Source organism: Rhabdobacter roseus (assembly GCF_014202275.1).
In the GTDB taxonomy this organism is placed as follows: domain Bacteria; phylum Bacteroidota; class Bacteroidia; order Cytophagales; family Spirosomataceae; genus Rhabdobacter; species Rhabdobacter roseus.
This window is the reverse complement of sequence record NZ_JACHGF010000004.1, coordinates 255,784-277,979: the sequence shown is the minus strand read 5'-3', so window position 1 is coordinate 277,979 and position 22,196 is coordinate 255,784. Positions and strand designations below refer to the sequence as shown.

Here is a 22,196-nt window from a genome sequence, read left to right as displayed (position 1 = left end):
TGTATTCATACCATTTTTTTTACCTAAACCTACCTGAAAATCATGGAACTACTTACCTATATTGGCAAGGTGAGCCTGTACTGGGTACTGCTCTACGCTTGTTACTGGCTGCTGCTGCGCCAGCACACCTTCTTCCGCTGGAACCGCGCCTACCTGCTGGGCGCGCTGTTGCTGGCCTTTGTGCTGCCGCTGGTGGTGTACCCCGCCTCGGCCCCGCCCCTGCCGGTAGTCTACGAAGTCACGGCCACCACGGTAGTCGTATCGGCCCAGGTACCTACCGCACCCTTTCCGTGGCTCAAGCTCCTGGCGCTGCTCTACGCGGCGGGCGTGGGCGTGATGCTGGTAAAACTAGCCGGGTACCTGCGTCAGCTCGTCGTGTTCATTCGCCAGGGAGAAACCATCGAGCTGGACGAATGTACCCTGGTCCTGATGGATTCCGACCGCGTGGGTTCTTTCTCCTTTCTAAAGTGGGTGGTCGTCAGCCGTACCGACTACGAGCAGCACTTCGACGCCATCCTGCGCCACGAGCTCGTGCACGTGCAGCAGCGCCACAGCTTCGACATCCTGCTCGTGGAGGTACTTCGGGTTCTTTTCTGGTTCAACCCCGTACTTATCTTTTATAAAAACTCCCTCCAGCAGGTACACGAGTACCTGGCCGACGAAGAAGCCCCCGAGCGCGATCGCTACGCCGAGTTTCTGGTGTCGTACGCGCTAGGTACCCCCGTGGCGGTGTTGACCAACCACTTCTTCAACGCCTCGCTGCTCAAGGAGCGCATCAAGATGCTCTACAAAGCCCGCAACTCGCGCTGGTCGCTGGGCAAGTACGGCGCGGTGGCGCTGCTGATTGGTCTGGTAGCGATAGTGGCCGCGGGCTGCGAGCGCGAAGGCCTTATCAGTACCCAAAACCAGCGCCCCACCCAGGAAGTACCCGCCGGGCAAGCGGTACCGATTGAAGGTATCGTAACCGGCCCCAACGGAGCGCCCCTACCCGGCGCGTCCATTGTCCTAAAAGATGGCCAGAGCGGTACTACCACCGACGCGGCGGGCCGGTTCCAGTTCAACGCTCCCGCGGGTGGCGAATTAGAAATTTCCTTTGTGGGCCACAAACCTGTGTCGCTCCAGGTACTGGCCAAAAAAGCCATGCGCTACGAAGTCACGCTCTCCGACGGCAAGGCGGGCTCGGTAGACGTGAAGCCAAGTACCCACACCATTTCCTCGCTGAACGCCGATACGGTGCGGGTGATCGTTCAGCCCGCTGCCACGGCCGACGGCAAGCCCATCTTTGGGGTGGTGGAAAAACAGCCGGAATTTCCCGGAGGAACCACCGAAATGTACAAGTACCTGAGCAATAACATCAAGTACCCCGATGCCGCCGCGCGGGCTTCGGTAGAGGGTAAGGTGTTCGTGAACTTCGTGGTGACGGATCAGGGCGAAATCAAGGATATTAAAATCCTGAAGGGACGGGGCTTCGGCCTCGACGAGGAGGCCGTGCGCGTCGTATCTACCATGCCGCGCTGGAAGCCCGGCTCGGAAGGCGGACAGCCCGTCAACGTGCGGTTCAACCTACCCATTGGCTTTTCGTTGAATCCTGACTCGCCCATTAACCAACCGGCCAACCAGGAGGCGAAATTAGACATCTGGAATTCGAATAGTCCCAATCAACCGCTCTTCATCATCGACGGCGTGAAGCAGGAGAAGAATGTGAACCTTCAGGACAAAGTACAGCCCAACGACATCAAGAGCATCAATGTACTGAAAAACAAATCCGCCACCGACATCTACGGCGAGCAGGGGAAAAACGGAGTCATCCTGATCACCACCAAGAAAAATTAGAGACATGGAAGCGCTCGTCTACCTCGGCAAAGTGAGCCTGTACTGGGTACTGCTCTACGCCTGCTACTGGCTCTTGCTGCGCCACCACACCTTCTTCCGTTGGAACCGCGCCTACCTGCTGGGCGCGCTGCTGCTGGCCTTCGTGCTGCCGCTGGTAGTGTACCCCGCCTCGGCTCCGCCGCTGCCGGTGGTCTACGAGGTCACGGCTGCGCCCTTGGTGATTTCCGCCCAGGTACCTACCGCACCCTTTCCCTGGCTCAAGCTCCTGGCGCTCCTCTACCTGAGCGGAGCCTTGGTCATGGCCTACCGGCTCTACCACTACCTGCTAGAACTTTTTAGTTTCATTCGCCAGGGAGAAACCATTGAGCTGGATGAATGTACCCTGGTGCTGATGGATTCCGACCGCGTGGGTTCTTTCTCCTTTCTAAAGTGGGTGGTCGTCAGCCGTACCGACTACGAGCAGCACTTCGACGCCATCCTGCGCCACGAGCTGGTGCACGTACAGCAGCGCCATAGCTTTGATATCCTGCTCGTGGAGGTACTTCGGGTCCTTTTCTGGTTCAACCCCATTCTTATTTTTTACAAAAATTCCCTCCAGCAAGTACACGAGTACCTGGCCGACGAAGAAGCGCCCGAGCGCGATCGCTACGCCGAGTTTCTGGTGTCGTACGCGCTAGGTACCCCCGTGGCGGCTTTGACCAACCATTTCTTCAACGCTTCGCTGCTCAAGGAGCGCATCAAGATGCTCTACCGGCAGCGCAACTCCCGCTGGTCGCTGGGTAAGTACGGGGCGGTGGCGCTGCTCATTGGTCTGGTGGCGGTACTGGTAGCCGGTTGCGAGCGCGAAGTACCTACCACCGACCTCCCGGAAGTGGTAGCCTCAGATTCCCAAGAAGACATCCTGGTGGAAGGACTCGTGGTGGATAACGAAAATGTTGCTTTGCCGGGCGTTAGTATAATAATAAAAGGCACGACCAAAGGTACCACTACCAATGGAGAAGGAAAATTCAAGCTCAGCGCCCCCAAAGGAAGTGAGCTTGACGTGGAATTTGTGGGGTATCAAGGTACCTCCGTGAAAGTAGTGGGTCAAAAAAGAATGTCCGCTCGCTTCATGCTTCCCGAAGAAGAGGAAGGTACTCCCAGAACCTTCAAGCCACCGGTGGTCGTGAGCCAGTCCGAAGCGCCGCTTACCCTGCCTGAGCCGGCCTTAGATACCCCCGAACGTATCTTCACCGTCGTGGAGAAACAGCCGGAATTTCCCGGCGGGGCGCGAGCCATGTACGACTTCATCAGGCGTGAACTCAAGTACCCGGTGCCCGCTCAGCGCGCCTTTGTAGAAGGGAAGGTATTCCTGACCTTCATCGTAACCACCGAGGGTGATATCAAAGACATCCAGATCCTGAAAGGACTCGGCTTTGGTATGGACGAAGAGTCGATCCGGTTGATCAAAGCGATGCCCCGCTGGGTACCCGGCGCCCAGAGCGGAAGGCCGGTCAACGTGAAGTTTAACCTACCGATCACCTTTGAGCTGGCGGAGCATACGAAGACCAGCGAGGAGTAGGCCACCCGCTGTCAGATCCCATGCTTTGTAACACCTTATTTACCACCCTTAAACGCGAATCACCATGCCGCATACCACTCGACATTCATACAAGACACTGGGTAAGTACCTCGCTGCTGTACTCTTCATCGCGTCAGGGCTGCTCTTCATGACGAGCTGCGAGCGCGAGCTCAAGACCAACGATCAGCCCGACCTCGGGCAACTCACGGAGGTAGAAGGTATGGTACTCTTCCCGGACGGAGACCCCTTCCCAGCTGCGCTCATTCGGGTAGAAGGGCAGGACATCGAAACCCTGACGAATGCCGAAGGGAAATTTAAGCTTAGAGCGCCTAGCCGGGGAAAGCTGGTCATCGGGTTTGAGGGGTACCGCTCCATGACGATCCCTTTGCTGGAAAACGAAGTAAAAAATGCGGCGATTTCGATTACCCTCCACAAGCAAACGGAGGCCGAAGCGCGAAGTACCCAAGATCCCGCCCTAAAAGCCGTGGCCGGTCGGGATAGTATTTTCACCGTAATCGAAAAGCATCCCGAGTTTCCGGGCGGCGTAAAGGCCATGTATTCCTATGTCAAGCAGCATTTAAAGTACCCCCAAAGGGCCATTGATGCGCAGGTGGAAGGAAAAGTCTTTTTACGATTCGTAGTGGGTGCCGATGGCCAGATCCGGGACATCCAGGTCCAGAAAGGCCTCGGCTTCGGTATGGACGAAGAAGCAATCCGTCTCGTATCAACCATGCCGCACTGGAAGCCCGGCTCGCAGGATGGCCAGGCAAAAAACGTGCGGTTTAACCTACCGATTACCTTCCAGCTAGGAGAACTTCGGACTAACTAGGGTTCACCATGGAAGCATTCATCTATCTCGGGAAAGTGAGCCTGTACTGGGTACTGCTCTACGCCTGCTACTGGTTCCTGCTGCGCCAGCACACCTTCTTCCGCTGGAACCGCACCTACCTGCTCGGCGCGCTGCTGCTGGCCTTTGTGCTGCCGCTGATCAAGTACCCCGAGCGCATACCCGTGATGCCCACGGCCGTCTACGCCGTAGCCAAAGTACCCGTGGTGGTGGTAGCGCCGGAGGCCGTGGTGTACACGGCTGCCCAAACGACCCATTGGAGCCAGTTCCTGTGGGTGGTGTACGGCCTGGGCGTGCTCCTGATGGCCGGGCGGCTCTACAACTACCTACGCGATCTCTTTAACTACCTCCACCAGGGCGAAACCATCGAGCTCGACGAATGTACCCTGGTCCTGATGAATACTGACGAGGTAGGTTCGTTCTCGTTCTGGAAGTGGGTAGTTGTGAGCCGCAGCGACTACGAGCAACACTTCGACGCCATTCTGCGCCACGAGCTGGTGCACGTACAGCAGCGCCATAGCTTCGACATCCTGCTCGTGGAGGTACTTCGGGTACTTTTCTGGTTCAACCCTGTGCTTATTTTTTACAAAAATTCCCTCCAACAGGTACACGAGTACCTGGCCGACGAGGAAGCGCCCGAGCGGGATCGCTACGCCGCGTTTTTGGTTTCCTACGCGCTGGGTGCGCCGCTGGCTACGCTCACCAATCACTTTTTCACTTCATCACTCTTAAAACAACGGATCAAGATGTTGTATAAAAACAGAAATTCGCCCTGGACGCTGGGTAGGTACCTGGCCGTTGTGCCGCTGATCGGGCTGGTGCTGATGCTCACCGCCGCCCGCCAGCGGCTCATTACCGCCATCGAAAAAGGCAAGTACGTACCCAAAGGTACTTTGTCAGACGCAAGTACCTCTCTGAGTGAGCGCCTGGAAACCTTCCTGGAAGAACCCCTGGCCCTCCTCACGGCTTCCGAAGAAAAAACCACCGTAACCGGTACTGTCACTAATCAAGACGGCCAGCCGCTACCGAGCGCCGCGATCATAGCCAAAGGTACCACTGCGGGTACCACCACCAACCAGCAGGGTACTTTTGAGCTGAAAGATGTACCGCTCAACAGCACAATCGTCATTAGCTTTGTGGGGTACCAGCCGCAAGAGATTCGCATCACGGAGAAAAATCAAACGATCAATGCCCGGCTTCTGCGCCAGAAACAGTCGCTGGAGGAGGTCGTAGTAGTAGGATATGGCTCTATAAAACCGGCCTCTACCGACACGGCGCGGGCAACGACCCCGGAAGGTACTTTCACCATCGTGGAGCAAATGCCCGAGTTTCCCGGTGGGACAAGTGAGCTCTACAAGTACCTGGCCCGGAACATCATGTACCCCACCGAAGCCAGCCGTAAGGAGGTGCAGGGGCGGGTACTGGTGAGCTTCCTGGTGAGTGAGGAGGGAGCTATTCGTGAGCCTAAAATCGTGAACGGGCTGGGCGCGGGGATCGACGAAGAGGCCCTGCGCGTGGTGCTGAGTATGCCCAGGTGGAAACCCGCCCGGCAAAACGGCCGTCCCGTGGCGATGCTGTACCAGCTACCGATTCAGTTTATGTTAGAAAAAGACGAAGTCCCGCTGAAAGCCCCGCTGGAAGCTCCGAAGGAAGATAAAGAAAAACGGACGGGCCTGGTACTGCCTAAATTCCGGTTTGAAGACGCCGTCGATATGGATGCTACGGCCAAGGGCAAGCCCGTCGACGAGTCGGAGTACCGGTATTCTGTTCCTTTTAAAAAGGCCAACTTAGGTATACTCAAGGTACCTGCTGACGATTCGTTAGAATCCATCCAGTTTATTGGTGATAAAGAGTATCAGCCCCTGTATCTGTTGGATAATGTACCGGTGGACCAGAAAACCTTTTTGGATCTACCTCCGGATACTATTCATAGTATAGAGATTAAAAAAGGGGACCACTCCCCTATGTATGGTAAAAAAGGCAAAAATGGAGTAGTGCTTATTAGCACGAAGAAAGGCAAAAAGTAAAGTACCTCTCTTTTCTTCCTAAGCTCTCCTCGTTAATCGTTGATAAAGATGAAATTAGCCGTGCTTACCCTGGCGAGCTTCGTAAGCCTCCAGGCTTTTTCGCAAACCCGATTCGTCACGATCGACAGTACGGCTATGGCGGTGAACGTCGTCGGCATGGACGCGCGCCAGGAAGGTCAGCCGGTATTGGTGTTTGAAAGCGGCTACGGAACGCCCATGGGCCACTGGGACCGAATGGTACAAGGAGCTGCGGCCCTGGCTCCCTTGGTTATCTACGACCGGCCGGGCATTGGTGCCTCCGAGCCCGATGATCAGGCACCGACCATCAAACATGTTTCGGATCGGTTGGTCAGGCTATTGAATCATCTCCACATAAAGCCTCCCTATGTGCTCGTGGGGCATTCCCTGGGTGGGCTTTACGTCCGGGGCTTTGCTGTGTACTACCCCCAACTACTAGCCGGGCTCGTCATCATTGATCCGGCTGATTTCACCGAAACCAACCAAAACCAACGCGACTACTACACAGCGCTGGGATGGGACGATGAGAAAATTGACCGGACAATTGCAGAGCTCGCCGCTGGCTTGGCCAACCGAAACAAGGATGCGCCAAGAGCCATTCGTGAGGAGGGTAGAGTACTGGGTGAATTACGGGAATCGGAATTTAAAGAACTCAAGGGAAGCCCGCTTCCGAATATTCCCGTCCATATCATTACGGGTGGGCGATTTGACGCACCCCCAGCCCTAAAGACTCCGGAGAATGAAGCCATTTTTAGATCAAAAACCCGGCACCGAATAGCCCGCTGGATCGACGTGGTGCAGTCTGTCGACAAGGGGATGTTCTTATACAGCGGAGACGCGGGGCATTTTGTGCACCATGATGACCCCGAGCTGGTACTTTCCAGCCTAAAAATGGTCTTGCAGGATTACCAGGTTATACAGAGAGAATCTAAAAAATAACCTTCGGGCGAAGTCACTATTCTGATGGAAATTTACACAAAAAAAATCCCCGCAGCTCGTCGAGTAGCGGGGATTTTTTTTGTGTAAAGAGGTGCTTACTTGGCCGTGGCCATCACCATTTTGATGTCCAGCCGGGCACCTACTTCCAGCACGTCCACCAGGCCCTGCACGGGTAGTTCTTTGTCCACCCGAAGTACTATGGTGCGTTCGTCGGCGTTGGCAAAGATCGTCTGCAGCTCGGTTTCGAGGTTATCGGCCGGGATTTGCTGCTTGTCGATGAAGTAGTTGCGTTCGGCATCCACCGACAGCGTAACCTGCTTTTTATAAACCTGCTGCGCGGTAGAGGACTTGGGAAGCATCAGCTTGATGACGTTCGGATTGGACATCGTGGAGATGATCAAAAAGAACAGCAGCAAGAAAAACATAATATCGTTGAGCGAGTGCGTGAATACCTCCGGGGCAAACCGACTCTTCCGACGTATCTTCATGGTATGACTAGCGTTATACGTGTATAAACTTGAGGGAACCTTTTACGCTACTCCTACCTAGCGAGACGCAACGGGCTTTTGCAGCACGTCCAGGTAGTCCGAAGCGGCCATCTGAATTTTGAGCGCAAAGCGGTCGATCTGCATGTTGAGCATGTGGTAGCCCGCATAGGCAATGAGCCCGATGATCAGACCCGAGCCGGAGGTAATCATTTTTTCGTACATACCGCCCGAAATGGTGCTGATGTTGAAGTCGTTGGAGATGGAGATGTCGTAGAAGATCCGGATGATCCCGGCGATGGTACCCACAAACCCGAGCATGGGCGCGATCCCGGCGATGACCCCCAGGTACGGCAAGTTGCCTTCCATGCGCTGCATTTCGATCTGGCTGGCGTTTTCGATGGTCGTCTCGATGTCTTTGATGGGGTACCCGATCCGGCTCGTGGCGCGCTCCAAAATGCGCCCGACGGCGTTGCGCTGGTTGCGGCAAAGCGACTCGGCGGCTTTGAGGTTGCCCTGCTGGATGAAATCCTTCACGTTATCCACAAATCCCTGCTCAATTTTGGCGTTGGCTTTGATACCCAGGTAGCGCTCGATGATTATAAACACGGTAACCAGAAACAGAAACCCGAGGGGAAGCATTACCCAGCCCCCTTTCATGAGTAAATCTATAACGGATAGGCCTTCGTTGGCAGCGGGAGCCACCAGGGTCGTGTCGGTAAGTGCTTGCAGAAGCATCATAAGAGGAACTAGAAAAAGTGAATGATTATACGTGAATGAATGGGAGATTTTTATTGGCAAATAACATTTGACAATAAACGGACTTGCGTCCGGCTTATTGTTTAAAAGCCAAAGATAGGGAATTTACGACTTCGAGGAAACACTGATTTCGGGTACTTCGTCGGTTCCTTCGTAGAGATCGGCCAGTGCCAGGCTGGCTTCCAGCGACTGTAGGTAGAGGGAGCCCGTGAGTGCGTAGGCTTCGTCGGCCAGGAGCCAATGATCATCGGGCGTGCGGCGAAACACTTCTGCCCCGATGGCCAGGGAGTTCAGGAGCACGTACTCCTGGAGGCTGGGCAGGTCGCGGTAGAGGCGGAACTTGGTACCCCGGTCGTAGGCCGCAGTACTTTCCGAAAGTACCTCCACGATGAGTGTGGGGTTGGTAAGGGTATTTTTATCCTTTTCGGCGTAGCGGTTGGGCCCGCACACCACCACGAGGTCGGGGTAGGTATAGAGGCCGTTGGCAGGGATGTACACACGCTGATCGCTCGAATAACTCCGACAGGATTTTCGCTTTTTGAGAAGGGCATGAATCTCTCCAGACGCATTCTCCTTGATGCGGTTGTGATTGGGCGTACCGCCCGCCATCATGAATACCTCTCCCCGGAAGTACTCCGACCGGTACTCGGCCTGGGCTTCCTGCTGGAGGTAGTCTTCTTCGGTAAGGTAGGTTTGGGGCTGGGCTGCCATGTGGTAAGTACCTTTTGGAAATGAACAAAAATAGTAAAAACCGGGCGCAAAGGGGTACTTTTACAAACTTTGTTCGCTAACCCTCGTTTCATAAAGTATGAATTCGATCTTCACGCCCAGTCTTCTCCGCCAACTACCCCTCGCGCTGCTGAGTGGGGTGGTGCTTACCGTGCTCAATTTCAAGAGCGAAACGGTCCATATGCCGTTCTTGCTCAACGTCGTCTTTAGTTTCGGGCTGGGCTGGCTGCAACCGCAGCGCGGCTGGGTACTGGCCACGCTCCAGGTACTTACGATTGTGTTGCTTTATCTGCTGCTGCTCTCGACCGAGTGGCTGGTACCTACCCGTCCCGACATCGCTGATTTTACCACCTACCTCGCCATTTTTCCTACCCTGGCTGGTAGCTTCATGGGGGCTTTCCTGCGTCGGGCCATTCTGAAGGGGTAGTTGGGGCTTAGCCAGGTACCCTGGCTCGTTTTCTTTTTTAGCGTAGATTTCTAAAAAAGATTTGCTGAAAAGTATTCGCCTAGGTATTTTAGCGGGAACCTTGTTTTTTGTCCCTCCATTTGACACACCATGCCCAAACCTATTTTACTACTGGCTCTGCTGAGCCTGGCGCTATCCGGCTGTTTTCGCGACTGTGGTTGGCAGGAAGAGCCCCTGGTCCATATTGAGTACAGCGGCCCGAAGACCTTCCGATCGGTATCAGCCCTGGGTGCCCGCGACCTGACGGCGTTTGAGCCTTTACCAGCGCCCAAGCCTGGTTCGGATAGTAGCTATCACCGAACTTCCTACAGCTTTCCTTTATCACTCCTGGCCGACAGCACCACTTACCTTTTCTTTTCCGATACACGGGTCGATACCCTCACCATTCACTACCAGCGGTACTTTTATCCTAAGCGTGGCTGTGATTTTGTAGCCAAGATCCGAGCAAATTGGGCTAAGCAAGTACATTCCTCTACTTTCAAAGAGGTCACGGTAGAATTCTATGACTACTACCCTAAAGTATCCATCAAAGATTTTTAACCTAAATCCATGCCCTCTTCTCTACGAACTTTTGGACTAATCCCGCTGCTCCTTTGCGGCCTTAGCATCCACCTCTGTGCGGGCCAAAGTACCCCTACGCCAGACACGGTAGCGCAACGCCCCTACCTCCACCAGCTATCCCTGGGCCTGGACGTGTTCAAAAGCGTACCCAGCGTGGTACTGGGTAAGTACTACTTCATCACGAATGCGGCCATCATTGAGCCCGTGCTGCGGCACCGCACGCGGCGCGGCCACTACAACCAGCTGCTGCTCGGCTACGTGCGGGGTACCTCTATCGAGCCCTCCGAGACCATAGCCCGGCAGCAGGTGCAGGGCTGGTACCTCAAAGCCGGGCCCGACTGGGACATTACGCGTCGGCGGGGCTACGGGTACTTTGGCCTGTCGGCGGTGGTGGCGGGGGCTTCCTACCGGGGTACGTTCCGCATACCGGGCCGCACCTTCGGCGACTACGAGGGGCCGTTTCGGGAGCGCGGCAACCTGGCCTGGGGCGGGGAGTTCACCCTGGCGCGCAACTTCTACCTCTCCGACCGCTGGATGCTACGCTGGCTGTTTCGGGGTACGGTACTTCGGCGCACGCAGGGCGAGCTACGCCCCCATTATTATCCCGGCGCGGGGTATACACTTGGTATGTATCGGCGGTTGTTTTCCTACGGAAGTACCCTACAGCTGCACTACCGCCTACGCTAGGGGTACCTGGCCGAAAGTTCTTGAGAGGACTATAAGAACCGTTTTTTCAAAGTACCCCATTTGCTATTTTGTTCAGCGCTCAATTTTGCTCGTTTTATTCCTGTACTAACCTCTCGCCCCCCTCGCTTGTAGTGAAACATACCATGTACAAAGTAATCCTTTTGTTCGCCGGACTGAGCCTGGCTCTGAGCAGTTGCAAAGAATGCGGCCCCCAGGCCGAGCCTATGGTCTCGGTACAACACATCGGGCGTAGAACCTTTCAGTCCATTACAGCTCTGGGCGCCGTGAACGATTCGGTGTTCCGACGCATCGATTCAGACCATTACAGCTATCAGCTTCCCTTGTCGCTCCTAGCAGACAGCACGACCTACCTTTTCGTTTCCGAGACTCGGGTCGATACCCTCACGATCCGTTACCGGCGGCTGTTTTACGACGAAAAGGGTTGCGGCTTTGTAGTAGATGTAGCCCCGCCCGAAGAGCGTTATTCCAATTCCGATTTTCAAACTATTTTCAAAGGGAAATACACCACCTTTGAAGAGGTATGGATTAAGTATGGGTCATACGTGGGCGAATACAGAAACTACGCAGACCGACCACAGGGTGTTGTAGTAACCATCTACGATAAATAACTAAGCTTAAGCCCATGTATTCCTCCAAACGATTTTTCGGAATAGCCCGGCTGCTGGTACTATCGTTGGCGGCCCACTTCTGCCTTGGTCAGGGTACTTTACCCGATACCCTCTCCGCCAAGCCATTCCGGCGCGACGCCTCGATCGGTTTGGATGTATTCAAAAATATTCCGCCGTTGCTACTCGGTAAGCGTTACTACCTCCAGGAAGCATTCATCGTCGAAGCCATAACCCGGCACCGGACACACCGGGGCCACTACGCGCAGTTTCTGGTGGGCTACACCCAGGGAGCCATTCTGGAGCGACTGAACCACATTGCCCGGCAGGAACTACACGGCTGGTACCTGAAAGGCGGCACCGAGTGGGACATCACCGGCCAGCGGGGCTACGGGTACTTTGGCGTGGCGGGGGTGGTAGCGTCAGTCACCAACAGGGGTACCTACCATTTTCCGGGAAGAACCTTTGGCGACTACGTAGCTGACTACGATGAACGGAACAACCTGGGCTTTGGCGCGGAGCTCAGCCTCACGCGTAACTTCTACCTTTCCGACCGCTGGCTGCTCCGCTGGGTATTTCGGGGTACGCTGGTGTTTCGTATGGCAGGTGATGTACAACCCTACTACTACCCCGGCGTAGGCTACGCTCCTAATCAGTATAATTCGATTTTGTCGGGCGGAAGTACCCTGCAGCTGCACTACCGCCTACGCTAGGACGAGCTACGTTGGTATTGCTTTTTTGGCTATCTTTCGGTGGTTCAACCCCTTTCCGACCTTACTACTCACATGACCCCCGATCTCGTTTTTCAAATCGCCACAAACCTGGTACTATCCCAATGGCTCCTGATGCTCGTGGCTCCGCGCTGGAAAGTGACCCGCTGGCTCGTGCAGTCGTACCTGATCCCGGTGGTGCTGGGGGTACTCTACATCTGCTACCTGTTTAGCGGCGGTCCGGTAGATTTTGCGGCCTTTGGTACCTTGGCGGGGGTGAAGAACCTCTTCCAGAACGGCGGCGACGGCGTGATGCTGGCGGGCTGGATTCACTACCTGGCCTTCGATTTGGTGGCGGGTAGCGTGGTACTGCGCAACGCCCAGGAAAATGCCATTCCGCACGGGTTCATTGTCATCCCGCTGTTTTTTTGTTTTATGCTCGGCCCCGTGGGGCTGCTGCTGTACTGGATTATACGCACGCTGAAAACCAAATCATTAGTAGGGTACTTGGCGGAACCAAACACGAAATCCTGAACAAAAAGCGCTCATACCGGGTATAGCAATGGGTTTCTGCCGTACCTTTGTGCCATGTATCGTCGCGTCCTTGCCTTATTGCTTTTGGTAGTGCTGAACGTCTCGCTGTTCAGCAAATGGGGCGTGGTAGCCTATTACCACGTCAACAAAGCATACATTGCCAGGGTACTTTGCGAAAACCGTGACCAACCGCAGCTCCATTGCGACGGGCAATGCTACCTGGCCAAAAAACTACAAGCGGCCGAAGAACAGGAACGCAAGAGCACGGCCGAACGCCTCGAAAAACTCCCCGAGTTGGTACTCTACTGCGCCGAGGTACTTCCTTGCTTCACGAGCTATCTGCTACTACCTCAGAAACAGTCCGCTACTCCGCACTACCAGGGTAGCCTTTTTCGTTCTCCTATCGCGGACATCTTTCATCCGCCCCGAGCCTGATGGGCCCGGGATCCTTCTTGGCCGGATCGCCTCCTTTTTTGTGTTCGTAGGTCAATCCGCGTTTCCTCGCTGTGTGCTATGAAGAAATACGGTACGCTATTCATTTGTCTGTGGATTTTTGCTTGTCAGGATCGTACAAAGCCTGAGCCGGTGAAGCCCGAGGTACTTTTTGAAGTACCTGCCAACTTCCCCGCTCCCGTGTACCTGCTGGATCAAAACCCGATTACGGAAGAAGGTTTCACGCTGGGCAAAACGCTGTTCTACGACGGTATCCTGTCGCGCGACAGTACCATTGCCTGCGGGGAGTGCCACCGCCAGTACTTTGGCTTCACGCACCACCTGCACGACCTCAGCCACGGCATCAACGACCGTACCGGCCTGCGCAACGCCCTGGGCCTGCAAAACCTGGCCTGGCTGCGGCGGTTTCAGTGGGATGGGGAGATTGAAAGCCTGGATGAGCAGCCGGTTTTCCCCATCGAGCACGCCGACGAAATGGACGACACCATGGACAACGTACTGCGAAAACTGCGGGCCAGCGCCAACTACCCGAAGCTGTTCAAAGCGGCCTACGGCTCTGAAGAGATCACCTCCGAAAAAATGCTAAAAGCGCTGTCGCAATTTATGCTCACGCTGGTATCGGCCAATTCGCGCTACGACAAGTACGTGCGGCAGGAAAGTGGAGGTACCCTCACGGCGGCGGAGCTGGAAGGTAAGGCGCTTTTTGCGACCAAAGGCTGCCAAGGCTGCCACGCGGGCGAGCTCTTCACCGACCAGAGCTTTCGGAACAACGGCCTGCCCAAGTTTGAACGGACCAAGGTTGTGTACGTAGACGGCCGACCCACGGTGCAGCTGGTGGTGGACGAGGGGCGCTTCCGTGTCACGGGCAATCCCGCCGACCGGTTCACGTTCCGGGTACCGAGCCTGCGCAACGTGGAGGCTACCCTACCCTACATGCACGACGGGCGCTTTACGACCCTGGAGCAGGTACTTGACTACTACGCCAGCGGCGTACAAGACACGCCCAATCTGGATCCTATTTTTAAACAGGCGGACGGGAGCCTGGGTATTCCGCTCACGGCGGACGAAAAAGCCAAGATCATTGCTTTTTTGAAAACCCTGACCGACACTGATTTTCTAAAAGACAAACGCTTCGCCGAGCCGCCGGGCTTTCCGGTACGGTGAGCTTCTAAAAAATACTTTTTCCGTATGAAATCGATTTTCAATTCTATACTTTCTGCTCTCTTTCTTTTGGCCCTCATGCTGGCCTGTAATCCAAAAGAAGTTGATCCTAGTGAAACCAGCTCCGTAATTCTGGAGTTCGACAACCGCGTGGGCGCGCAAAAGCTGGCGCTGGGTACTACTACCTACCAAAATGCCGGGGGCGAAGCTTTCACCGTCACTACGCTTAACTACTTCATCAGCAATGTAGCCCTGCGCAAAGCCGACGGCAGCGTGATCCAATTCCCCGACCAGTACTTTCTCATTCGCCAGGCCGACGCCGCTACCTGGGAGCCGGAGCTGAAAGACGTACCCCTGGGCGACTACAACGCCATTACCTTCACCATCGGGGTCGATAGCGCCCGCAGCGCTTCGGAAATCGACGCCCGCACGGGGGTACTTGACATTACTTCCTACGGTACCGATGGCATGTACTGGTCGTGGAACTCGGGCTATATTTTCATGAAGCTGGAAGGTACCTCGCCGGTCGCTCCGCTCAACTCCGCCGGTCAGCGGGCGTTCCAATACCACGTGGGCGGCTACGGCGGCTACACCAGCCCGGCCCCTAATAACCTACGCACCGTCACGCTCCCCATCACGGACGCACTGAAAGTCAGTGCCAATAAAAAGCCTACGGTACACCTGATCGCGAATTTGCTCAAGGTATTTGACGGAAGTACCCCTCTGCGGCTGGCCCAAACGCACTCGGTGCACAGCCCGGCGGCGGCGGGGCCCATCGCCAACAACTACGTCCAGATGTTCAGCGTGGATCACGTACATAACTAAACCAGGCGCGGGCCGGAAGCAGGTACTTTCCCTACCTCCGGCCCGGCTACCCACGGCCATGCGATACGGTTATTACCTGGTTTTACTCGGGCTCCTTGGGAGCTGCACGGCACCGGAAAGTACCGCGCCAAAAGTGGCGTTTGAAGTACCTGCCAACTTCCCCGCGCCTACCTATGACTTCAGCCGCAACCCCATCACGCAAGATGGTTTTGAGCTGGGCAAAGCACTTTTTAACGACCCCATTCTCTCTCGCGATCTCACGATCTCCTGCGCCGAGTGCCACACCCAGCCCCACGGCTTCACGCACCACGGGCACGACGTCAGCCACGGCATCGACAACCGCAAAGGTACCCGCAACTCGCTCCCCATCCAGAACATGGCCTGGGAGTCGGAATTTTTCTGGGATGGCGGCGTGGGCGACCTGGACTTTGTGCCCATCGTGCCCATCGAGAACCCGGTGGAGATGGACGAAAATACCGGCAACGTGCTGGAAAAACTACGCCAGACCAGGCGCTACCCGCTGCTTTTCAAGAAAGCCTTTGGCAGCGAGGAAATCACCAGCCAGCGTTTTTTGAAGGCGCTTTCGCAGTTTATGCTCACGCTGGTATCGGCCAACTCCCGCTACGATAAGTACGTGCGCCAAGAGGGCGAGGTACTTACGCAGGAAGAGCGGGCGGGCCTGGCGCTCTTTAAGCAAAACTGCGCCTCCTGCCACGCGGGAGAGCTCTTTACGGATAAAAGCTACCGCAACAACGGCCTCACGCTCCAAGGTACCCCCGACGAAGGCAGGTACCTGATCACGGCCAACCCCGCCGACAAGTACCGCTTCCGGGTACCTAGCCTGCGCAACGTGGCCGTTACGGCCCCCTACATGCACGACGGCCGCTTCTATACCCTGGAGGCCGTGCTGGACCACTACGCCAGCGGCGTGCAGGATACGCCCAACCTCGACCCGCTGCTTCAACAGAACGGCCGACGGGGTATTCCGCTCACGGCGCAGGAGAAAGCACAGCTCGTGGCTTTCCTAGGCACCTTAACGGACACCGATTTTCTGACCGACAAACGATTTTCAAGCCATTGATCCATGAAAAAATTAGCTATACTTTTTCTACTCCTAGGTACCTTCCCGGCCCACGCCTGCGACGTATGCGGCTGCGCCAACAGCGGGGCCTACTTCGGGCTGCTGCCGCAGTCGCATCGCTCCATGCTGGGCGTGCGCTACCAGCAGCTGCGGTTTGTGACGCATCCGGCTAGCGAGGTACTTCGCACGGAGGAGACCTTCCAGATCACCGAGCTCTACGGACGCTTCTTTCCGGTGAAGCGGGTGCAGGTACTGGCGTTTCTGCCCTTCCGCTCCGACCGCCAGCAAACGACCTACGACGAAAAGCGGCAGAACGCCCTGGGCGACGCCACCGTCCTGGCCAACTACAATGTGCTGAATACCTTCATGGATCGCGACGAAGCCACGCGCTTCAACCACTCGCTGCTGCTGGGTGGTGGCGTAAAACTACCCACGGGCCGCTTCCGCTACGACGAGAAGGACCCACTGGCGGTGGCCAATGCCAACTTTCAGCCCGGCACGGGTAGTACCGATTTCATCCTGAATGCTTTTTATAATCTCAATTACGCCGGTTGGGGGCTGGCGGTTAATCTTTCCCGGAAATTCAATACCACCAACGACCGTGGCTACCGCTTCGGCAACCAGTGGTACGGCACGGCCGATTTCTTCCGCTCCTTTGAGCTGGGGAAACTCTCGCTGGTACCTAGCGTGGGGCTCTACGGCGAATACGGCGCGCACGGCCAGCAAGACGGCACCCTGCTTACTGAGACCGGGGGTACTTTGCTCAACGGCACGGCGGGCCTCACGCTTTTTGCCAACCGCTGGACTCTGGGCCTGAACGCGCAGCGCCCTCTGGCCCAGAATCTCTCCGACGGCCACGTGGTAGCGAAGTCGCGGGGGCTGGTGCAGCTGGCGTGGCTGTTCTAATATAGTAGAAAGTGGAGCCAGAACGAAGCAGGGTACTTCGTTCTGGCTCCACTTTTTGAAAATAGTAAAGTACCCTAGCGCTTGGTGACGTCACCACCGCCGGAGGTACTTTTGCTTACTTTTTTGGGGTTGCCGTAGTAGTACACACTGGCCCCGCCGGAGGCGTGAGCCGCCAGCTCCAGGTCGGCGTAGACGTAGGCGTCGGAGCCGCCGCTGGCCTCTACCACCACTTTGTCGCTGCGGAGGTCTTTGCCTTTGAAGTCGCTACCGCCCGAGGTAGACACCGTCACGGTACCGGCCAGGCCCTTCAGGATGGCGTCGGAGCCGCCGGAGGTAGATACCGTCAGGTCTTTTACATCCAACTCCAGCTTGATGTCGCTGCCGCCACTGGCCGAGCAGTACATTTTATCGGCCCGAAGTACCGTTTGGGAGTACACATCCGAGCCGCCGCCCGCCTCCAGCCGCCGGAGCGTGCGCATCGTTACGTATACCTTCAGGCTTTTTGATTTAATAAAATTGCGCTCGTGCGAAATCACCAGCGTCCCGTTTTTTACGTCCGTAGTGATATACTCCAGCAAGTTTTCGTCGGCCTCCACGGTCACTTTCTCATTATTTCCCTGCGAAAGGTATAGGTCGATGCCCCGCTCCACCCGCACGCCGGTGAAGGTACCTACGGAGCGGTTCTGGGTCTTGACGTCGCCATTGCCGCGCACCGGCGAAAATTGGGCGTAAGAAGCCAGGCCTGATCCGAGAATCAGTAGCAAAAGGATGATTTTGGGATAGTACTTCATGGCAAAGATTCGTTTAGTTTTTTCACAAGATGGCGGAGTACCCGGAAAGGTTGCACGCCGTCACTAATTTATTAGTAACTTTGTAAATTCAACCAGTAGATCATTAGCGACATCCCATGTTTGAGAGCTTACAGGATAAACTCAACGGTGCCTTTCGTACGCTGAAAGGAAAGGACCGTATTTCGGATATTAACGTAGCCGCCACCACCAAGGAGGTACGCCGTGCCCTGGTCGATGCGGACGTAAACTTCAAAGTAGCGAAAGATATTACCGACCGGATCAGGGAAAAAGCGTTGGATCGTAAAATCCTGATCTCGGTGGAGCCCGGCCAGATGTTTGTCAAGATTGTGCAGGAAGAGCTGACCGAGCTCATGGGCGGTCAGGCCGAAAGCATCAACATCAAAGGCGACCCGGCGGTGATCTTGATAGCCGGGCTACAAGGGTCCGGAAAAACGACCTTCTCGGGTAAGCTCGCGTCTTTGCTCAAAAAGCAGGGACGGCAGGTACTTCTGGCAGCTTGTGATATTTACCGCCCGGCGGCCATCGACCAGCTGAAGGTACTTGGCGAGCAGATTGGCGTGGAAGTATACGCCGAGCCCGACAGCAAAGACGCCGTGAGTATTGCGCAGAACGCCATCGCCCACGCCCGGAAAATAGGCAAGAAAATCGTGATCGTGGATACGGCGGGGCGTCTGGCCGTGGACGAGGTGATGATGAAAGAGGTAGAGGACATCAAGTCGGCCGTGAAGCCCAGCGAGATCCTTTTTGTGGTGGACTCCATGACCGGGCAAGACGCCGTCAATACCGCCCGAACCTTTAACCAGCGCCTCAACTTCGATGGCGTGGTGCTGACCAAGCTCGACGGCGACTCGCGCGGAGGAGCGGCACTTTCCATTCGGCAGGTGGTAGAGAAGCCCATTAAGTACATCAGCACGGGTGAAAAAATGGAAGCGCTCGATAGCTTCTATCCCGACCGGATGGCGAGCCGGATTCTGGGGATGGGGGACGTGATTTCGCTCGTAGAGCGCGCGCAGCAGGCCTTTGACGAAGACGAAGCCAAGCGCATCAACGCCAAGATGCGTCAGAATAAATTTGACTTTGACGACTTCCTGGGGCAGTTGCAGCAGATCAAAAAAATGGGGAACGTCAAAGACCTCATCGGGATGATTCCCGGTATGGGCAGCGCCATGAAAGACCTGGACATCGACAACGATTCGTTCAAACCCATCGAGGCCATTATCCAATCCATGACCAAAAAGGAGCGCGAAAACCCTGACCTGATCGACGGCAGCCGCAAACGCCGGATCGCCGGGGGAAGTGGTACTTCCATTCAGCAGGTTAACAACCTCCTGAAGCAGTTTGACGAGATGCGCCGCATGATGAAAAAAATGAATACCATGCAGGCTCCGGGCCAAATGAAAAAGGCCCTGCGTCGGTAAGCCAAAGTACCAAACCTATAAACTACACACTAACCTTGAAACCTCCGGTGCCGCCCGCTACGGAGGTTTCCTTATGCTCCTCGCCATGAAAAAGTACCTTTTCGTTGCTGTCTTTGCACTACTCGGGGCTCAAAAAGCCCAGGCCCAAGCCTCGGTGGCCTACTACCCCTGGAGCGGCTTGCTGACGGTCAGTACCAATCCGCAGCGCGTGCTGTGGCTAGATACCCGTTTCCAGACCAACTCCCTCTTTAGCAGCCTCAGCGTAGACCTGCTGCCGCTGCTGAACGTGCGGCGGGGCGAGGTAGCGCAGTGGTACCTGGGCGGCGGCGTACGCCTCAACCCGCTTTACCGCATTGCCGACCCCAAGGCCGACCTCATTACGCTGGATGGGTACTCCATCAACCTGGGCGTACGGGTGTCGCCTTTTGCGCAGAACCGTCAGGTACAGCTGGCTCTGGAGCTCAACCCCTACGTCAAGAACGACCTGGCCAGCGGGGTACTTAAAAGCCATTTTGGGGTGGTGTACGTATTTCGTAAAAAAGACGCTACCCTTTGAGCTAACAGGTACTTTTTATCATCCCCAACAGGTACCTTCAGGGCACCTTCTTTTTTTGCGTCGACCTATGAGTTGGATTTATTTAATCGTAGCGGGCCTTTTTGAGGTAGGATTCACGACTTGCCTCAAGCTCTCTCACAACTTCACAAACGTTCGCTGGAGCGTTGGCTTTTTTCTGTGCATTTCCCTGAGTTTTCACTTTCTTAACAAAGCCATCCAGACGCTCCCCATCGGTACCGCCTACGGCGTCTGGACCGGCATTGGAGCGGTAGGTACCGTGCTGGTGGGTATCCTGCTCTTTGGAGAAACGACCAGCTTCTGGCGTCTTTTCTTCATTTTTACCCTCATTGCCTCCATTGTAGGGCTGAAGGTAGTCTCCTAAAAAAGGACTAGCCTAGTAACACAAACCCCCGCCGGAGCGCTCCGGCGGGGGTTTGTGTTGTTTATTGAGCCTATAAATGGTAACTATTTGGGAATCACATTCAGGCTGCTGAAATCGCCTTTCTCCAGGGCGGAGGCTTTGCTAAACTGATTCAGGGCCTCGCGATACACGTTGTCCAGCGGATTAAGTACCTGGAACAATTCATTGCTAAGGCCGTCTTTGCGCTCGCGCCCCCAAATGTACCGGCCGATCATCGCCTTGGTCTGCGCCAGAATGATGGGTCTCGAACGGCTGAGGTCTTTGTCGCTGGGTTTGATTCCCGCCTTGGTGGCGTCCTTGATCAGGTCGTCCAGCATGGCATCAGTCACCGTAAAGGTATCCAGGTACTGCTTAAAGGGCTGTTTTTCCAACTGCTTGCTATTGGCGTTGGCGTACTTGAGCGCATACTCCCGAATGATATTCTTGGAATACAGCTCAAAGAGGTACTTGCTGTTGTAGGACGTATCGCGGGGCACGAACACATCCGGCATGATGCCCCCGCCTCCGTAGACGGTACGCCCGCCCTCGGTTTTGTAGCGTAGGTTCGGATCAAACTTGATGCTGTCGGCTGAGAAGTACTCCCCACTGTTGAAGCGCTTGGTCAGGTCTTCGTTGTAGTTTTCGCCCTTGCCTAGTTCGTAGGGCTTCTGGATGCTCCGCCCGCTGGGGGTGTAGTAGCGTGAGATGGTAAGGCGCAGTTCGGAGCCGTCGGAGAGCTTGATGGGCATTTGCACCAATCCTTTGCCGAAGGTACGGCGGCCTACCACCAGCGCCCGGTCGTGGTCTTGCAGGGCACCGGCCACGATTTCGGAGGCCGAGGCACTACCTTCGTCGACGAGCACAATCACGGGCCCTTCTTCAAACATACCCGGAATGCGCGCCCGCGTTTGGCGGTCAAAACGGCTGTCTTTGCCGTCGGTGTAGACGAGTAGTTTATTACCAGCGATCAGTTCATCCGCAATGCTAGTGGCCCGTTCCATGTACCCGCCGGGGTTTCCGCGCAGATCCAGTACCAGTTTTTTCAGACCCGTAGCCTTCAGCGAGCTCAGGGCCGATTTGAATTCGGTATAGGTGGTTTCGGAAAAACGGCTCACCTTGATGTACCCAATCTCCTCATCTACCATGTAGGCGGCATCTACCGAGTAGGTTGGGATGCGGTCGCGCAGGACGGTAAAATTAAGATTCTCCTCCACACCCACGCGCTGGATCTTCATGTTTACTTCCGAGCCGCGTTTGCCGCGCAGTAGTTTGTATACTTTGGCGTTGGTAGCTCCCGGCCCCGACAGCGACTCGCCGTTGACCGTCAGGATGCGGTCGCCGCTCTGGATACCTACCTTTTCGGAAGGGCCTCCGCTGAGGGGCGATACTACGAAGACGGTATCGTTGTACAGGTTAAATTCCACCCCGATGCCATCAAAACCCGAGTCAAGCTGGGAGCGCGCGGCCAGGGCTTCGTCGGCGTTAAAATAGGACGTATGAGGGTCCAGTTTTTCCAGCATTTTTTCGATGGAGTAGTCTACCAGTTCCTCGGTATTGACCGAATCTACGTAGTTGTTTTCGATCAACATCAGGATTTCCCGGTACTTGGCGTAGCCCTTGGCCAGGTCTGTGAGTTTTTTTCCGCCGCTAAAAAAGGTAGCTCCTAGCAGGAGGCCGGCCGATAGAGTGAGGCTCAATACGATGGGCAAACGTACCATAGTACGTGAGTTTTGTATTGGCTTTTCGGGCATAGATTGGTTCATGTCTTCTTCTTTTCCTTTCGTCATTTCGCTAATTTCCAA

At 55.5% G+C, this 22,196-nt stretch carries 24 protein-coding genes; 19 read left to right on the top strand and 5 right to left on the bottom strand.

The genetic code is table 11. The features are described 5' to 3' along the window. Nucleotides 1-42 precede the first annotated feature (42 nt). From HNQ92_RS15125 to HNQ92_RS15105, 5 genes are all read left to right on the top strand, one after another. Nucleotides 43-1,833 carry a M56 family metallopeptidase gene (locus tag HNQ92_RS15125; protein ID WP_184174888.1) on the top strand — a complete coding sequence of 597 codons (1,791 nt, stop codon included), beginning with the start codon at nt 43-45 and terminating at the stop codon, nt 1,831-1,833. A 4-nt stretch (nt 1,834-1,837) separates the two neighbouring features. After that, nucleotides 1,838-3,394, top strand: coding sequence for a M56 family metallopeptidase (locus HNQ92_RS15120; RefSeq protein ID WP_184174887.1), 1,557 nt, complete (start codon nt 1,838-1,840; stop codon nt 3,392-3,394). Nucleotides 3,395-3,458: 64 nt separating this feature from the next. After that, entirely contained in the window at nt 3,459-4,223 is a 765-nt protein-coding gene (locus HNQ92_RS15115) for a TonB family protein (RefSeq protein ID WP_184174886.1), read from the top strand. Nucleotides 4,224-4,231: 8 nt separating this feature from the next. Then, nucleotides 4,232-6,268, top strand: coding sequence for a M56 family metallopeptidase (locus HNQ92_RS15110; RefSeq protein WP_184174885.1), 2,037 nt, complete (start codon nt 4,232-4,234; stop codon nt 6,266-6,268). A 48-nt stretch (nt 6,269-6,316) separates the two neighbouring features. Then, nucleotides 6,317-7,225, top strand: coding sequence for an alpha/beta fold hydrolase (locus HNQ92_RS15105; RefSeq protein WP_184174884.1), 909 nt, complete (start codon nt 6,317-6,319; stop codon nt 7,223-7,225). 95 nt (nt 7,226-7,320) lie between these two features. On the opposite strand, the gene HNQ92_RS15100 is transcribed toward HNQ92_RS15105, so the two are convergent. From HNQ92_RS15100 to HNQ92_RS15090, 3 genes are all read right to left on the bottom strand, one after another. Then, nucleotides 7,321-7,713: an ExbD/TolR family protein gene (locus HNQ92_RS15100; RefSeq protein ID WP_184174883.1), complete on the bottom strand. Its 393-nt coding sequence runs from the start codon at nt 7,711-7,713 to the stop codon at nt 7,321-7,323. A 57-nt stretch (nt 7,714-7,770) separates the two neighbouring features. Beyond that, the gene (locus tag HNQ92_RS15095) at nt 7,771-8,451 is read right to left on the bottom strand and encodes a MotA/TolQ/ExbB proton channel family protein (RefSeq protein ID WP_184174882.1); all 681 of its coding nucleotides are present in this window, start codon (nt 8,449-8,451) and stop codon (nt 7,771-7,773) included. A gap of 123 nt (nt 8,452-8,574) precedes the next feature. Further along, nucleotides 8,575-9,180 (bottom strand): Uma2 family endonuclease, encoded by a 606-nt coding sequence (locus HNQ92_RS15090; RefSeq protein ID WP_184174881.1) that lies wholly within the window; start codon nt 9,178-9,180, stop codon nt 8,575-8,577. Between the two features lie 97 nt (nt 9,181-9,277). Between HNQ92_RS15090 and HNQ92_RS15085 the strand changes: the two genes are divergently transcribed. The 11 genes from HNQ92_RS15085 to HNQ92_RS15035 all read left to right on the top strand — a co-directional run bounded on the left by HNQ92_RS15085 (nt 9,278) and on the right by HNQ92_RS15035 (nt 17,208). After that, nucleotides 9,278-9,625: a hypothetical protein gene (locus tag HNQ92_RS15085; protein WP_184174880.1), complete on the top strand. Its 348-nt coding sequence runs from the start codon at nt 9,278-9,280 to the stop codon at nt 9,623-9,625. 129 nt (nt 9,626-9,754) lie between these two features. After that, nucleotides 9,755-10,204, top strand: a complete 450-nt coding sequence (locus HNQ92_RS15080) for a hypothetical protein (protein ID WP_184174879.1) — start codon at nt 9,755-9,757, stop codon at nt 10,202-10,204. Nucleotides 10,205-10,213: 9 nt separating this feature from the next. Continuing rightward, nucleotides 10,214-10,912 carry a hypothetical protein gene (locus HNQ92_RS15075; RefSeq protein WP_184174878.1) on the top strand — a complete coding sequence of 233 codons (699 nt, stop codon included), beginning with the start codon at nt 10,214-10,216 and terminating at the stop codon, nt 10,910-10,912. Between the two features lie 143 nt (nt 10,913-11,055). Continuing rightward, nucleotides 11,056-11,541, top strand: a complete 486-nt coding sequence (locus tag HNQ92_RS15070; RefSeq protein ID WP_184174877.1) for a hypothetical protein — start codon at nt 11,056-11,058, stop codon at nt 11,539-11,541. A 14-nt stretch (nt 11,542-11,555) separates the two neighbouring features. After that, nucleotides 11,556-12,251, top strand: a complete 696-nt coding sequence (locus HNQ92_RS15065) for a hypothetical protein (RefSeq protein ID WP_184174876.1) — start codon at nt 11,556-11,558, stop codon at nt 12,249-12,251. 72 nt (nt 12,252-12,323) lie between these two features. Then, entirely contained in the window at nt 12,324-12,782 is a 459-nt protein-coding gene (locus HNQ92_RS15060) for an ABA4-like family protein (RefSeq protein WP_184174875.1), read from the top strand. A 54-nt stretch (nt 12,783-12,836) separates the two neighbouring features. After that, on the top strand, nt 12,837-13,217 hold the full coding sequence (locus HNQ92_RS15055; RefSeq protein ID WP_184174874.1) for a hypothetical protein: 381 nt from the start codon (nt 12,837-12,839) through the stop codon (nt 13,215-13,217). 78 nt (nt 13,218-13,295) lie between these two features. After that, nucleotides 13,296-14,399 (top strand): cytochrome-c peroxidase, encoded by a 1,104-nt coding sequence (locus tag HNQ92_RS15050; RefSeq protein ID WP_184174873.1) that lies wholly within the window; start codon nt 13,296-13,298, stop codon nt 14,397-14,399. Nucleotides 14,400-14,423: 24 nt separating this feature from the next. Next, nucleotides 14,424-15,221 (top strand): MbnP family protein, encoded by a 798-nt coding sequence (locus tag HNQ92_RS15045; protein ID WP_184174872.1) that lies wholly within the window; start codon nt 14,424-14,426, stop codon nt 15,219-15,221. 58 nt (nt 15,222-15,279) lie between these two features. Next, complete coding sequence (locus HNQ92_RS15040) at nt 15,280-16,302, top strand: cytochrome-c peroxidase (RefSeq protein ID WP_184174871.1); 1,023 nt, start codon at nt 15,280-15,282, stop codon at nt 16,300-16,302. Nucleotides 16,303-16,305: 3 nt separating this feature from the next. Then, entirely contained in the window at nt 16,306-17,208 is a 903-nt protein-coding gene (locus HNQ92_RS15035) for a transporter family protein (RefSeq protein WP_184174870.1), read from the top strand. 74 nt (nt 17,209-17,282) lie between these two features. Here HNQ92_RS15035 and HNQ92_RS15030 read toward each other — a convergent pair whose 3' ends face one another. Continuing rightward, complete coding sequence (locus HNQ92_RS15030) at nt 17,283-17,999, bottom strand: head GIN domain-containing protein (RefSeq protein ID WP_184174869.1); 717 nt, start codon at nt 17,997-17,999, stop codon at nt 17,283-17,285. Between the two features lie 116 nt (nt 18,000-18,115). On the opposite strand from HNQ92_RS15030, the gene ffh reads away from it, so the two are divergent. From ffh to HNQ92_RS15015, 3 genes are all read left to right on the top strand, one after another. Then, nucleotides 18,116-19,438 carry a signal recognition particle protein gene (ffh, locus tag HNQ92_RS15025; RefSeq protein WP_184174868.1) on the top strand — a complete coding sequence of 441 codons (1,323 nt, stop codon included), beginning with the start codon at nt 18,116-18,118 and terminating at the stop codon, nt 19,436-19,438. Nucleotides 19,439-19,523: 85 nt separating this feature from the next. Then, nucleotides 19,524-19,994 (top strand): hypothetical protein, encoded by a 471-nt coding sequence (locus HNQ92_RS15020; protein ID WP_184174867.1) that lies wholly within the window; start codon nt 19,524-19,526, stop codon nt 19,992-19,994. 67 nt (nt 19,995-20,061) lie between these two features. After that, nucleotides 20,062-20,376, top strand: coding sequence for a DMT family transporter (locus tag HNQ92_RS15015; protein ID WP_184174866.1), 315 nt, complete (start codon nt 20,062-20,064; stop codon nt 20,374-20,376). 83 nt (nt 20,377-20,459) lie between these two features. Here HNQ92_RS15015 and HNQ92_RS15010 read toward each other — a convergent pair whose 3' ends face one another. Further along, a complete protein-coding gene (locus tag HNQ92_RS15010; protein WP_425504290.1) occupies nt 20,460-22,112 on the bottom strand; it encodes a S41 family peptidase in 1,653 nt (550 codons plus the stop codon). Nucleotides 22,113-22,196 lie beyond the last annotated feature (84 nt).